The following is a 13,142-nucleotide window of genomic DNA, read 5'->3' on the forward strand; positions in this document are numbered from 1 at the left end:
ATTCTATGTAAAAATATGACTAAATCTATAAAATTTACAAGAATTGTGTATGTAACTAGGCACAGAATTCCGAAATAAAGCCGGTATATATCTAGGGTAAACTAGTTAGAGTATGTTTAAAAAAATATTTGAAAAATTAAAAATTGGTACATCCAAGACAAAATCTTCACATGATGTAAATGCTTTCACAGAAGCTGAAAAAAAGAAAGAGGCCAAACTAAAATGAAATATCAATGCAGAATCTGTAATTTTCATTGGGAAGGAAATTCTGATACGTTTTCCAAAGTGTTAATTCATGAAAAGACTCACACAAAAAAGGTTTCAGCATAATGCTTACTTGTAACAAATGCTACAACAACCATCATGATCAGTGTATGGGAAAAGCTGGAATGTTTGATTGTGATTGTGAATGTTTTAAAAAATCAAAATAAACAATTCTAATTTCTTTATTTTTTAAAACACTAATCGTAAACCATTAGATTTTTCTCTTCAAGCAAACTGTGAATTTGATTGACAGAGCGATGAATGTCTTTTTCAATTCTTGCGCCAACACATACGAGTTTGCCTGAGGCAAAAATTAGAATTACTGTTTTTGGATCAAGCATTCTGTGTATCAATCCTGGGAATTGTTCTGGTTCATACATGCTTCTTGGAAGTGTTCTAGCTGCTTGTTCCAAATTCACTTTGCCTCCAAGATTAATTGATGAGACGATATTTTGAATTGTAACTATGGGCTCGTTTTTAATTTTGATTTTGCCTTTTCTTAAGTTTTGAACAACAATGTTTACTGCTTTGATTGCCATCTCTTCTGATTTTGCACCTGTACATACCATTTTTCCTGAACCAAAAAGTAGTGTGGCAGTTCGTGGGGTTTTCAGTCTAAATACTGCACCTGGAAATTGCTCTGGATGATACTCTACGTCGGGAAATTTTTTTGTTATATCTACAAGATCTAATTTCTGCTCAATTGTCGCAGATGCAACTACGTTGACGATTGCTATTACTGGTTTTGTTTCTGTCATATCTTTTTTGGTTATTTCTCGACTATATCTCCGTATCTTGGTCTAATCTGAGGCCTTTGTATCTATTTCTAATGGTCACTTCAGTCACATTTGAGGCTTCTGCAATGTCTCTTTGTGTTCTATCTTCTCCGTTTTTCACACATGAGAGGTATAATGCAGCAGCTGCTAATCCCATAGGATCTTTTCCTGCTGATTCCTCATGATCTTGAGCAATCTGCAGAACTTTGGCAGCATAGCGTTTAGTCTTCTCAGAAATATCTAATTTACTTGAAATTCTTGCAATGCATTGAACTGGATTAACCACTGGCATTTTTAGTTCTAGTTCTTGATGCAAAATTCGATAACATCGTGAGATGTCTTTTTTCTTTATGTTTCCAGCATCTGCGACATCTTTTAGAGTTCTAGGGGTTTCTGTATCTCTGCATGCTGCATATAATGCAGCAGCAATTAGTGCAGAAATGGAGCGACCTCTAACTAGACCTTTCTCCAATGCTTTTCTGTAAATGTATGATGCTTTTTCAATAACAGAATCTGAAAGTGATAATTTGTCTTTTAATGTTGATAACTGACTCAGGGCTTGTCGTAGATTTTTATCTGCAGATGCGTTGACTTTACTTCGACTATCCCAAGTCCTTAGTCGCTCAATTGTACTCTTCATAGATGATGAGAGTGGCTTTCCTGATGCATCTTTATTCATAGGACTGATAATTGTTGCAAGTCCTCTGTCGTGCATAGCAAGTGATGTTGGGGCTCCTGTTCTTGTAGGATCTGCACCGCCTTCTTTTGAAAATGATCTCCACTCTGGTCCTGAATCTTGTAATGTCTCAGAAATCACAAACCCACATTTAGAACAAAATCTTTCTCCTGTAACATTATCTGTTAACATGGATTTTTGTCCACAACGTCTACAAACACTATCTGCATTAACAGTTTCTAAAACCAAAAATATTACCACTATTGTTTATTTTATTTCCTATAATAACTGACTTATTTTGTGAATTTACTCAAAAATCCCTATTTTTATTTTTTAGGCACGTTTAATGCTTAAAATAAAATCATTTTCTTACAAAAGAAAAACGCCTAATGCTTGGGCAAGAATTGCTATTATTCCAACAATGACAATCTTCATACCTAATTTCATATTCTCTCTGAACTGCTGATGTCCTATAATCTTTACAAAAAACTACATTAACCCAAATTTTTAATTCAAAACTAATGGTACTATCTGTAAATTTTGTAGTTTTAGGCAAGCAAGATATTGCAGCTGAATTTGGAAAAAAAGGAACAGTAACTGATCTTTCACTTTATGACAGAAAAGAGTCTGATGTAATCAAAACATGGGTTACTCCAACAGGTTTTCCAGAAAAAATTCAGCCATTATTTCAAGCAATCAATTTAGCAGAATATGTCATTTTTTTAGTGGATAAATTAGATAAATTCACAGGAGAGCAGATTATTGCGTTAGACTCTCTAAAAAAAGACAAAGGCATTTTGTCTCATACCTTTGATGTTGATGAATCAAAATTAGATGCTATGATCAAAGGAACTGTGGTTGAAAATTATACCAAAGTTGATCATGATAAAATTAAAGAAGCAATGGATAAACTGGAACCGCAATCAAATGATGATCCTTCTGAGATGGTAATTGATCATTGTTTTGATGTCAAGGGAGTTGGAACTGTAATTTTAGGTAAAGTGACCCATGGAAAAATAAAACAATATGATAACTTGAAGCTATATCCTGCGGGAATTGATGTCTTGATAAAATCCATCCAAATGCATGATGATCCTGTAGATGAATCTGTTTGTCCTGCTAGAGTTGGACTTGCAGTAAAGGGTGCAAAGCCTGATGAAGTGGGACGTGGAGATATAATTTCCCAAGAAGGTGCAGTAGATGTAAAAACTGAGATTGAACTTGATTTTAAAAAGAGTCCCTTTTACAAAAGTGAAATTTCAGAAAATCAGGGGTGTCTAGTGAATATTGGATTGCAAATTAAAGCTGCAAAATTCACATCCCTCTCTCCACTAAAACTAACATTTGAAAAACCCATTGCATGCAAGAAAGGTCAAATCGCAGTAATTCTAAAACCTGAGTCATCCACAATTAGAATTCTTGGAAGCGGTGTAATTCAATAGGCTGATTTTTATAATAACCTCCCAAAATAATCTATGAATATTTGATTAAAAAAATGATATTAATCAAAATATAATGTGATGAATTTAATTAATAAATATATTATGAAAAATAATGCTTATAATCATGTACTAAAAATTACTAAATAATGACTGTGTCTTGGGATGATAAGGATATAAGAAAACTTCCGCATGAAGAGCGGCTTATACGCTTAGAAGAAATCGCAAAAAATGATCCTGATGAATCTGCAAGATGGGATGTAGTGTGGATGCTTGGGGAACTTGCTGAAGAGACTAATCTTAAAGGTCCTGCCTTCGAAAAAGCTGGAAAGTTACTTGCTTGGATGTTAAAAAATGATGAAAACAGTATTGTACGACATGAAGTCAGTTATCAGTTAGCTGGTCGTGGTTATCACAAACATATCCCTGATATGGTTGAATCGGCAATTCACGATGAAAGTCCTCTGGTTCGTCATGAATCCTGCGAATGCCTGGCAATCATCAATGCAGTTGATTCTAAACCCCACATTGAAAAATTATTACATGATCCGGAAAAGATAGTTAAAGAAACTGCACAATTTGTATTAAAAAGAATGGAGAGAAGAAAAAATAAAGGTTATGATCGAATGGAAAATTCTTTTTGATTTATTCTGATTATTTTATTTTGTCATAATGGAACAAAACTGAAATTTTTATTAAATACGGGATGTTTTTTGCTAGATGATTTTCTTGTGTCTGTATAATGCATATATCATAAACATATATGCTATCAACCATAATGTGTTAACTGGGTGGATTGTTGTATACTCTCCAAGTTCTTCAATATAATAATACCACACATCTGTAAATGAATATATGAAAATCCCTATTACTAACATAAACCATGCCATTCCCAACACACTGTTTCGGAAAATTGTTGCCCCAAAAATTGCGAGAGATAATATTGTAGCAGAAGCTGAAACATAAAGAATTCCCATGAAATATACTGTGGGGTCATCATTCAAAGTTTCAATAGTAAATAAACCAAACCCCCCAATTAATAATGATGCAATTATTGGAACTCCTAATTTTGAAGTCACACTCAAATTTTTCTTAAAATATTTAATGTTTTTAACAAGATGATATCCTGCAAAAACATAAAATCCTAAGAAAAATGCGTCTGCTATGGATGGATAGGGGTCTTCTTCTAGAACCAAGGAATAATAATTATAAATTAAATCTCCTACAAATATTGTGATGAATCCAATTCCTAGTGCAAAATATGATTTTCCAAAAACTGGTGATCCTTTGTATCGTTTTGCTACAATTAACGAAACAATTCCAACTACAAAAGATGTGATTCCATATGAGACATCTGCAAATGAAAATTCTTCTTGATCAACAAAATTATCTATATAAATTTGATAACTGATGCTTAATGCAATTATGATTATTATCCCCTTTATTCCTAGAATATTTTTAGTGAATCCAAGTGAAGATTGTTTCATAATTGAGTATTTTAAGTACTTCTTAATAACATCTTCAAAAAGACTTTTTTAATAAAAGTGAGTAATACATGTATGATAGACCCAAAAAATCATTGGGAATCAAAGGTATCTGAGCTAAAAAATGAACGAAGATTTGAAGAAGCAATTGAAGTTATAGACAAAGTCCATGATATTCAAAAATCGGAAAGATCTCCGAATTATTGGTACGAAAAAGCCTTGCATCTATATGAAATTGGGGAGTATGATGATGCCAAAGTTTCCTTGTTCAAAAATTTAAAAATTAATCAAAAAAACTTTGAAACATTTTTTCTATTAGCAAAAATTTTCTTTGAATTAAAAAACTATGAAGAATCATTAGAATATTTGAATAGGATGTCTGAAGAACATAACAGAAAACTTTTGAAAAATAGTCAAAAAATTGATCAGATGAAAAATGTTCATAAATTTGAAGAGGCAGTACTATATCATGATAAAATAAATCAAGTGAGTACTTTAGATCACAAATATTGGCATCTGCGAGGAATGGTTTTATTTAAATTAAAAAAATTCGCCGAATCAATACCCTGTTTTGAATCAGCATTGGGAATAAAGTCAGATTATCTTGACGTGTATTATTCATTGGCAAAGGCTGAATTGCATGCGGGGAATAAAACAAAATCATTTAAAATTTTGGAAAGGTTATGTATTGATGATCCACATAATAAAGAAAAATTACGACTAGATAATGATTTTGAATCTGTAATTAATGAGAAAGAATTTAGACTAATTGTTGGACCCTTCAACTTTTAATATAATTACCATTCTAGACGAATTCCATCTTTTATATTGATTCCGTGATCTTTTTCCCACATGATTTCCTTGAATATGCCTTTTCTACTATTTGAAGAAATTTCTAAAATCTCTTTACTTCCATTTTCTGAATTTAGAAAATATAGAACTGGATTAAACTCCATATTTGCATAATGTTTAAAATTAAATTCAAACAGTTGTGTGTCTGTTGTAAAAATATTTTCAAAATTATTTTTTGCCAATTTCTCATCGTACATAATTTTCACACTTCTTCCATCCTCTCCTTTAAAGACTGGCTTTGATAATTTAATTATGATTTTTTTAGAGTAAGGTGTAACTGATAATATTTTAGAAATTTTTAACTCCTTTTTATTTTCATCATATATCTTAAAATTAAGTTCATTAATCTCTACTTTGGAGTTGGTTATCATGTTTACAATAAGCTCGTATATTGGCTCTGTATGTTGATTTGAAAAATAATATGTTCTTACAAATCTTCCAATTCCGGGGGTATCTTTTAAAATCACGTCAAATACAATTTTATCACAAATAGATTTTTTTTCAACATCTGAAACTTGATTGTTAATTTTAATTTTTTCATTAGGGATGGCGGAATTTCCAAAATCTTCTCCATGAGCTGAATAGATTAGTAAGTCGTCTCCATGTTTTATTCCAAAATTATGTAGAAGGTGAATTGATTTTTTATATTCGTCAGAAATTTCAAAAATATCTTCAACAATTTCATTACTTAATAATATGTGACTGGAATCTCCCATATCCATAACTCTTCTAGCAATAATAGCCCCTGGTCCCCACAAATTTACATTTCCATAAATGTCATTTACTACAAAAACATGGCCAATATGACAGCCAATTCTTACTTCAATTTTTTCAACATTAGTTGCATTATTGTTATAATCTGCCAATTTTTTATGCAATTCTATTGAAAGTTTTAGGGGCTCATCTGACCCCTTTTTGAATCCTATTAACATACCGTCCCCAGTTGGTAATATCAAAAGATTATCTTTTGAAAATTCATTGAACGTTTTACAATCATAAATTAATTCATTTAACACTTTAATTTTTGTTCGTTGTGTTTCAGTTGAAATTATTGGATTTGATAGTCCTACAATATCTATAAAAAAAAACGAAGCATAAATTAGATCATTTGGAACATCCGAAGTCAAGCATGTTTTGTATCGAAAATTCATTTATATCATTTTACTAACCTATCAAATATTGTTTGATTAGCTGATTTGTAAAGAAATTAGCTTAATTTTGAATCTGACTTAATATCTTTGAATACATTATAGTGAATATGAGTTTCAGTTCTATTGTAACCTGTATTGTATGTAATTCAAATGCAAGAATCATTGAAGTAAAAAAATACAATGGTCTAAGAGGTTTTTGTTCCAATTGTGGTGGAAATTGGCCTGAATCCTAAATTTTTTCCAGAATATTTAGATAGTATTAGACAGTGTTTTTTGTGTTATGGATTCGGAGAAGATCGCAAGTGATTTTTTAGAAATATCTAGTGAACAAAGATTGAATATTTTAAAAAATTTATTTGAAAATAATCTCAATATATCAAAATTAGCGAAATTGCTTGGGGCAACCAATTCTGAGATTCATAGAAATATTGGACGCTTAGCAAAGAATGAACTTATAATTAAATCTCCTGATGGAAATTATGAATTAACAACATTTGGTGTTCTAGTTTTAAAATTAATCCCTTCATTTAATTTTGTTTCTGAAAATAAATTATTTTTTAATAAACATTCACTTGAAAATATTGAAACAAAATTTCTTCAAAGAATTGGCTCTCTTCAAAGTAAAAAACAGATTAAAGGGTATGTTAAAGTATTAGAAAAATGGAAAAAAATACATGAAAATTCTGAAAAATTTATCTATAATATTTTATCCGAAGTCCCATATTCTAATGAAATAATTGATATTATTTCAAATAAACTTGAAAAGGAAATTCCAATAAAATCTATATTTCTAAAAAATGTCATAATTCCAGAAGATAGACGAAAGATATTTGAAAAAAGACAATTTCAAAAATATGTTACAAAAGGCATTCTTGAAAGACGAATGTCCTCAGTTAATCTTATTGGATTATTTTTAACCGATAAAGAAGCAGCAATATTTTTTCATAATAAAGAAGGGGATGTCGATCTTAGTGAAATGTTTTCAAGTACTGAAAAAGAATTTAGAGATTGGTGTTTAGATTATTTTGAAAATGCATGGAAGAATTCAACTACCTTCCAAGAAGGAAAATTAAAAGAGTGATTTTCAAATTTTAAGATTGGACAAGATAAACCGGATATGATTGTTTAAACCCAATATTACAACTTTTTACTTCTTGAAACTCATGCATCTCTAATTTCTTTACGTATTGTTGAAAATCATTTCCTATTACAAATTCATTATGCCCAGCACAATGATTTATTTTTGCGCACATATTAACTGGAGGTCCAATTAAATCTATGTCCTTTGAAATATTGGTATTCATCATAATTACTGCCCCATAGTCTGCACTCACACGAAAATTAAGGCTAGGTAGTTTTTTTGACTTTATTTCCTCTGAAATAAATTGTTGAGAATTGATCATTGCGATACCACAATCCAAACAATTTTTCATACCCTCTAATGTTGAATCTGGAAAATAAAACAATAGGCAATCCCCGATATTTTTGATGACTTTGCCTCCATGCATTCCAATTATCTTAGACATTGAATTTAGAAAGATCTCATAATATTTTGATAATTGTTCTGAGGAGAGTCTAGCTGAAATCTTTGTTGAATTTACAATATCTACATAACCAACACAGAATTTTTTAGATTGAGTTGAGAAAGCTACTAAATAATCCGTGGTTGATATTTGTGGTTTTTCTATTTTTTTTCCATTATCTATAATGGATAATTCTTGAGCCGTTCCTGCAAAACTGTCATAACTAAAAAAATCACTTGAGTTTATGAGATTATTAAATTCCACTATCTTGTCAATCATGAAATAATATTATCATAAATGAATCAAATAGATTCATTAGCTAACTAACTAATGTTTTTCAAATTTAGCTAATTTGTATGATAAATAATTAAAATTTGTTCCAAAAATGTATTTCTTTTACATGCTTTTCAATATTTTGTACCTTCATGTGTTCACCACACTCGTGACAAACAAATGAATCCATCATGGTTATTGGGTTTTATTTTAGTAGATAAATGATTCGTAAATAGTAAAATTAAGATCATTATAATATTTTGATAAATTATTTAAAAAAATTGAAATAATTTATGTGTAAAATACTTTAATATTAAAATAATATTTGAAGATCATATTCAAATAGTAATAATTATGTTTGTTAAATTGTGAGTTTTAAAATTATTTTATATTCCATAATTTTTTCAAGCATGTTATTTTCTTTGCCCTTGAATATTGTTGATGCTGTAGAATGTTCTGGCGCTTCTTTGCGTGATAACTCTACAGGACAATGTGTTCCAGCATGTGGTGATGGGACAAAATTAATCAATGGTAAATGTGAACCTCTTAATTCACTTTTTCCATTTGCGGTTGGTGAAATTGAGACAATCGGTGTGGGTATTGGATTAGGAATTTTAGCTACTCTTTATGGAATTTACAGAACAGAAAAAACAAGACGAGAAGAAATCAAAAAAGAAGATCTAGAGTTAATACATAATTATGGGAATAAATTATCTGAAATAGTTGAATCTGAAAGACATCTATCTACAAAATTGGATTGTACATTATATGCTGAAAGATATCTTGACACAATAGAGCAAGTTGCTACATTATATGATAAAACAATGCTTAGGGATGATGTGGTGGATTATTTTCAAAATCATTTTAGCTATGGAAAACATTTGTGGTTTTGGTATAAAAAAAATGTAGAAAATGTAGCTGATGATCTTTTGGAAAATTATTTTGTAAGGGGACTTCCTGGACATTTATCTAACCTTACTTTAGAAGAGAAAAAAAAATATCAAAATGATAGATGGTATTATTTTAGATGGGTATGTGATGGGCGCAAAAAGGAGTTAAAAAATGACAAATAAAAAAATTTTATCATTTTTGGGAATTAATAAAAAGAATGATGATGTGAAAATAGATTTCTTTGAAGAATTAAGTCCTAAAGAGACTCTTGAAAAAAATATATCCCTTTTAAACAAAGAAATTGATAAAGATTCTAACAAAAAACATCATTTAAAAATTTTGCAAGCATTATCTGCACATTTTAATGAACATTCGAAACTTAAAGATGATGACATAAGGAAAATTTTTGAAGATTTGAAGTTTAAAGATGATGATCCTATGGAATACATTGCTCGCTATGGTGAAAATTCAACATATCGAATTCTTCCTGACATAATGACTGATGATTATTATAATATTCCTGATGAAAATGGATTGTCGAAGTTTGAATTACTCCAAATAATTCAAGAATATGGTTTGAGAATTAATAATATCAAAAATTTAGAGCGAAAATTAAACTCCCAGTTAGATTGTTCTCTTTATGCTGAACAATATTTAGATACTCTTGAAGAAGTTGCATCATTACATCGTAAAAGATTAATCCCTCAAAAAGTAATAGATTATTTTAAGAATAATTTTGCTTATGGTATTAATTTAATAAATTGGTATTTCAAATTTGTATTAGAAAAAAAATATAATGGCAATGACGATTTTGTAACTTTTGATCCTAAAGTAAAAATTTCTTCATCTGAATTAGAATTTGAAACAAATAATATTGATAGCCGATGGGTAAATTTTAAATGGTTTTGTAGAGGGGGGGAATCAAGAAAAAAAGTAATTGAATCTTTTCATGATTGCGTTAATGATAAATTTATCACACTTCCAGATTCTATGTATGAATATAATTATTTGCCTCCAGAAGAAGGAATTAATCCTGACAAAGTTTTGGAGATTATGCGTGAATACAGTGTACAATTAACTGAATTATCTGACAAAGAAACAAAATTGAAGACTCAAATTGACTGTTCAGTGTATGTTGAGCAGTATCTGGATATCCTTGAACAAATTGCATATCTTTTTAATAATAAAGCTCTCACCACTGATGTTCCAACATATTTTGAAAATAATTTTGCATATGGGTTGACTTTGAAAAGTTGGTATGACTACAAGGTATTTGGAGCCGAAGGTCAGGAAAATAGATGGAGTGAATTTTTGAAATATTGTGAGAATTTTGAAGATGATGAAAATAATCCAAAACCCATCAAATCCTTTAACATTAGGTTTGTCCTTCCAGCATCCATGCTTTATTATGATTTTCTCCCAATTGATTTATTTGATAAAAAATCTTCTCTGGAATATCCTGAAGATAAAATTGAATTTGATAGTAAATTACATGAGTATGACAATTTGTAGTTAAAATATTTAGCATTGCATTTAGATTACAGAAATGAGAATACTGAAAAATTTTGTAAAGAATACTGTGAACTAATTGTCAAAATAATGACTTAATTAATTCCTCTTCCAATATCCAACATGCGTGGATTGATGATGGGGAGGTTTCAACCTTTTCATTTAGGGCATTTAGATTTGACAAAACAAATTCTCGATGAATGTGATGAGGTTATAATTGCAGTTACTAGTGCTCAGTTTAATTATTTAGAAAAAGATCCCTTTACAGCAGGTGAAAGAATGGCGATGATTCATAATTCTCTAAAGGAATCTTCTTTGGATTTGACTAGGTGCTTTGTTGTCTCAATTGAGAATCAATTCAATGTGGCCACTTGGGCATCATATCTAAAATCCGCATTACCTAATTTTGATAAAGTGTATAGTGGGAATGACTATGTTTCAATGTTGCTTGCTGATTCTGATATTGAGGTGGTAACGCCAAAATTTTTGGATAGAACTCAATTCAATGCAACAAGAATTCGCTCAATGATTATCTCTGATGAAAACTGGAAAGACTTTATTCCAAATGCCGTTTATGATTTGCTGACAAAAATTAATGCAAAAAACAGACTTTCCGTAATTTCTAAATCTGATACCAATCCTACAAAATACTGATGGAGCCTATTAGAGCCTGCCCAATTTGTCCAAAATGTGGCTCAAAGAGATTTGTCCGGCTACATGGAGAAAAAGTCACAGTAAAATGTCGTTCATGTGAAAAAATAATTGAAATCTAAATTTCATAGTTAATATTTGCAGCATTCTTGAAAAATTCATGGCAAAAACATGGAAGGATAATGAAATCAGCCTTGATCCTATAAAGGATCAAACAGTCGCTGTAATCGGTTATGGAATCCAAGGTGATGCACAGGCAAACAACATGAAAGACTCTGGTCTGAATGTAATAATTGGTCTTAAAGAAGGCGGTAACAGCTGGAAAAAGGCAGAATCTGACGGTCACAAAGTAATGTCAGTTGCAGATGCAACAAAACAAGGAGACATTATACACATTTTGATTCCAGATATGATTCAAGGACAAGTATACAAGGATGAAATCGGACCAAATCTTTCTGAAGGAAAAGCATTGTCATTTTCTCATGCAGCTGCTATCTATTGGAAATGGATTGAAGCTCCAAGTAATGTTGACCTGATCATGGTTGCTCCAAAAGGACCTGGCTCAAAAGTTAGAGAAACATACCTTGATAATTTTGGAACTCCTGCAATTGTTGCAGTTGAACAAGATTTTACAGGAAAAGCTTGGGATAGAACATTAGGAATTGCAAAAGCAATTGGAAGTGCAAGAGCCGGCTTGATCAAAACTGCTTTCAAAGAGGAGGTAGAGACTGATTGGTTTGGTGAACAAGCAGACCTTTGTGGTGGTGCAGCTTCTATGGTGACAAATGCATTTGAGACTCTTGTTGAAGCAGGATATCAGCCTGAGATTGCATACTTTGAGGTTTTACATGAACTAAAACTCATCGTAGATATGATTCAGAGATATGGAATTAATGGTATGTGGAGACGTGTAAGTGAAACTGCAAGATATGGTGGTCTAACACGTGGCCCAATGGTAATGGATTCTGCAAATAAAGAAAACATGAAAAAAGTTCTTACCATGATTCAAGATGGTACATTCAACAGTGAGTGGATTTCTGAATATCAGAAAAACGGCAAAGATGCATTTGACAAATACATGAAAGAATATGACGAACACCAAATTGAAAAAGTTGGTAAAGAAATGCGTAAAATGATGTGGCCTGATTCCACAGAATAATCTTTTTTTCTTATATTTTTCTTAATTTTGAAACGCCTGTTGTAATGTGATCAATTATTGTTGGCAATGGTGTTCCAGGACCAAATACATGATCGACTCCTGACTTTATCAAATCTTTGTGATCAATGTCTGGAATTACTCCTCCGCCAACTATTAGGACGTCATTGATTCCTTTCTTTTTTAATGCCTTTACTACTCTTGGGAAAAGCGTCCCATGTGCACCGTTAAGCAAACTCATTGCAACAGCATCCACATCCTCATCTTCGGCAATCTGTGCAATTCTTTCTGGTGTTGCAAATAATCCTGAATAGATTACCTCCATTCCCGCATCTCTGAATGCTCTACATAACACTAGAGCTCCTCTATCGTGACCGTCAAGGCCTAACTTGGCAACTAATATTTTGATGCTTCGTGATGCAGTTTTTTGCTTCATAATAATTTCTATATTTTCTTGGTTTTAAAGGGTTTATTTGATTTTCGTCAATCTATTTTTT

At 31.0% G+C, this 13,142-nt stretch carries 15 protein-coding genes; 9 read left to right on the plus strand and 6 right to left on the minus strand.

Annotated features, from left to right (window positions below; translation table 11 throughout):
* Nucleotides 1-461 precede the first annotated feature (461 nt).
* Together C6990_RS02675 and C6990_RS02680 are read right to left on the minus strand one after the other, a co-directional pair.
* Nucleotides 462-1,022, minus strand: coding sequence for a TATA-box-binding protein (locus tag C6990_RS02675; protein ID WP_048116017.1), 561 nt, complete (start codon nucleotides 1,020-1,022; stop codon nucleotides 462-464).
* A 22-nt stretch (nucleotides 1,023-1,044) separates the two neighbouring features.
* Nucleotides 1,045-1,965, minus strand: a complete 921-nt coding sequence (locus tag C6990_RS02680; protein WP_082051987.1) for a transcription initiation factor IIB — start codon at nucleotides 1,963-1,965, stop codon at nucleotides 1,045-1,047.
* Nucleotides 1,966-2,237: 272 nt separating this feature from the next.
* Here C6990_RS02680 and C6990_RS02685 point away from each other — a divergent pair, with 272 nt between their 5' ends.
* Together C6990_RS02685 and C6990_RS02690 are read left to right on the plus strand one after the other, a co-directional pair.
* On the plus strand, nucleotides 2,238-3,158 hold the full coding sequence (locus tag C6990_RS02685; RefSeq protein ID WP_182128206.1) for an EF-Tu/IF-2/RF-3 family GTPase: 921 nt from the start codon (nucleotides 2,238-2,240) through the stop codon (nucleotides 3,156-3,158).
* Nucleotides 3,159-3,304: 146 nt separating this feature from the next.
* Entirely contained in the window at nucleotides 3,305-3,799 is a 495-nt protein-coding gene (locus tag C6990_RS02690) for a HEAT repeat domain-containing protein (RefSeq protein ID WP_182128207.1), read from the plus strand.
* Between the two features lie 72 nt (nucleotides 3,800-3,871).
* On the opposite strand, the gene C6990_RS02695 is transcribed toward C6990_RS02690, so the two are convergent.
* Entirely contained in the window at nucleotides 3,872-4,642 is a 771-nt protein-coding gene (locus C6990_RS02695; protein WP_182128208.1) for a hypothetical protein, read from the minus strand.
* A gap of 72 nt (nucleotides 4,643-4,714) precedes the next feature.
* On the opposite strand from C6990_RS02695, the gene C6990_RS02700 reads away from it, so the two are divergent.
* Nucleotides 4,715-5,431: a tetratricopeptide repeat protein gene (locus tag C6990_RS02700; RefSeq protein ID WP_182128209.1), complete on the plus strand. Its 717-nt coding sequence runs from the start codon at nucleotides 4,715-4,717 to the stop codon at nucleotides 5,429-5,431.
* 5 nt (nucleotides 5,432-5,436) lie between these two features.
* Here the strand turns inward: C6990_RS02700 and C6990_RS02705 are convergent, their stop codons facing one another.
* On the minus strand, nucleotides 5,437-6,618 hold the full coding sequence (locus C6990_RS02705; protein ID WP_182128210.1) for an adenylate/guanylate cyclase domain-containing protein: 1,182 nt from the start codon (nucleotides 6,616-6,618) through the stop codon (nucleotides 5,437-5,439).
* Nucleotides 6,619-6,749: 131 nt separating this feature from the next.
* On the opposite strand from C6990_RS02705, the gene C6990_RS10950 reads away from it, so the two are divergent.
* The gene (locus C6990_RS10950) at nucleotides 6,750-6,875 is read left to right on the plus strand and encodes a hypothetical protein (RefSeq protein WP_255465135.1); all 126 of its coding nucleotides are present in this window, start codon (nucleotides 6,750-6,752) and stop codon (nucleotides 6,873-6,875) included.
* 47 nt (nucleotides 6,876-6,922) lie between these two features.
* Nucleotides 6,923-7,723 (plus strand): helix-turn-helix transcriptional regulator, encoded by an 801-nt coding sequence (locus C6990_RS02710; protein ID WP_182128211.1) that lies wholly within the window; start codon nucleotides 6,923-6,925, stop codon nucleotides 7,721-7,723.
* A gap of 10 nt (nucleotides 7,724-7,733) precedes the next feature.
* On the opposite strand, the gene C6990_RS02715 is transcribed toward C6990_RS02710, so the two are convergent.
* The gene (locus tag C6990_RS02715; RefSeq protein ID WP_182128212.1) at nucleotides 7,734-8,444 is read right to left on the minus strand and encodes an adenylate/guanylate cyclase domain-containing protein; all 711 of its coding nucleotides are present in this window, start codon (nucleotides 8,442-8,444) and stop codon (nucleotides 7,734-7,736) included.
* Between the two features lie 404 nt (nucleotides 8,445-8,848).
* On the opposite strand from C6990_RS02715, the gene C6990_RS02720 reads away from it, so the two are divergent.
* The 4 genes from C6990_RS02720 to ilvC all read left to right on the plus strand — a co-directional run bounded on the left by C6990_RS02720 (nucleotide 8,849) and on the right by ilvC (nucleotide 12,648).
* A complete protein-coding gene (locus C6990_RS02720; RefSeq protein WP_182128213.1) occupies nucleotides 8,849-9,511 on the plus strand; it encodes a hypothetical protein in 663 nt (220 codons plus the stop codon).
* Complete coding sequence (locus tag C6990_RS02725) at nucleotides 9,501-10,841, plus strand: hypothetical protein (RefSeq protein ID WP_182128214.1); 1,341 nt, start codon at nucleotides 9,501-9,503, stop codon at nucleotides 10,839-10,841. Before C6990_RS02720 ends, C6990_RS02725 begins: the two co-directional genes overlap by 11 nt.
* A 120-nt stretch (nucleotides 10,842-10,961) precedes the next feature.
* Complete coding sequence (locus C6990_RS02730; RefSeq protein WP_182128215.1) at nucleotides 10,962-11,492, plus strand: nicotinamide-nucleotide adenylyltransferase; 531 nt, start codon at nucleotides 10,962-10,964, stop codon at nucleotides 11,490-11,492.
* Between the two features lie 133 nt (nucleotides 11,493-11,625).
* A complete protein-coding gene (gene ilvC, locus C6990_RS02735) occupies nucleotides 11,626-12,648 on the plus strand; it encodes a ketol-acid reductoisomerase (protein WP_255465230.1) in 1,023 nt (340 codons plus the stop codon).
* Between the two features lie 10 nt (nucleotides 12,649-12,658).
* Here ilvC and C6990_RS02740 read toward each other — a convergent pair whose 3' ends face one another.
* The gene (locus C6990_RS02740; RefSeq protein WP_182128217.1) at nucleotides 12,659-13,081 is read right to left on the minus strand and encodes a cobalamin B12-binding domain-containing protein; all 423 of its coding nucleotides are present in this window, start codon (nucleotides 13,079-13,081) and stop codon (nucleotides 12,659-12,661) included.
* Nucleotides 13,082-13,142: the final 61 nt, after the last annotated feature.

The organism is Nitrosopumilus sp. b3, from assembly GCF_014078525.1.
Lineage (GTDB): Archaea > Thermoproteota > Nitrososphaeria > Nitrososphaerales > Nitrosopumilaceae > Nitrosopumilus.

Bases quoted from the DNA above. Each gene is read 5' to 3' on its own strand.
- C6990_RS02675 (WP_048116017.1), bottom strand. From the start codon at position 1,022: ATGACAGAAACAAAACCAGTAATAGCAATCGTCAACGTAGTTGCATCT.
- C6990_RS02685 (WP_182128206.1), top strand. From the start codon at position 2,238: ATGGTACTATCTGTAAATTTTGTAGTTTTAGGCAAGCAAGATATTGCA.
- C6990_RS02690 (WP_182128207.1), top strand. From the start codon at position 3,305: ATGACTGTGTCTTGGGATGATAAGGATATAAGAAAACTTCCGCATGAA.
- C6990_RS02695 (WP_182128208.1), bottom strand. From the start codon at position 4,642: ATGAAACAATCTTCACTTGGATTCACTAAAAATATTCTAGGAATAAAG.
- C6990_RS02700 (WP_182128209.1), top strand. From the start codon at position 4,715: ATGATAGACCCAAAAAATCATTGGGAATCAAAGGTATCTGAGCTAAAA.
- C6990_RS10950 (WP_255465135.1), top strand. From the start codon at position 6,750: ATGAGTTTCAGTTCTATTGTAACCTGTATTGTATGTAATTCAAATGCA.
- C6990_RS02710 (WP_182128211.1), top strand. From the start codon at position 6,923: ATGGATTCGGAGAAGATCGCAAGTGATTTTTTAGAAATATCTAGTGAA.
- C6990_RS02715 (WP_182128212.1), bottom strand. From the start codon at position 8,444: ATGATTGACAAGATAGTGGAATTTAATAATCTCATAAACTCAAGTGAT.
- C6990_RS02720 (WP_182128213.1), top strand. From the start codon at position 8,849: ATGTTATTTTCTTTGCCCTTGAATATTGTTGATGCTGTAGAATGTTCT.
- C6990_RS02725 (WP_182128214.1), top strand. From the start codon at position 9,501: ATGACAAATAAAAAAATTTTATCATTTTTGGGAATTAATAAAAAGAAT.
- C6990_RS02730 (WP_182128215.1), top strand. From the start codon at position 10,962: ATGCGTGGATTGATGATGGGGAGGTTTCAACCTTTTCATTTAGGGCAT.
- C6990_RS02740 (WP_182128217.1), bottom strand. From the start codon at position 13,081: ATGAAGCAAAAAACTGCATCACGAAGCATCAAAATATTAGTTGCCAAG.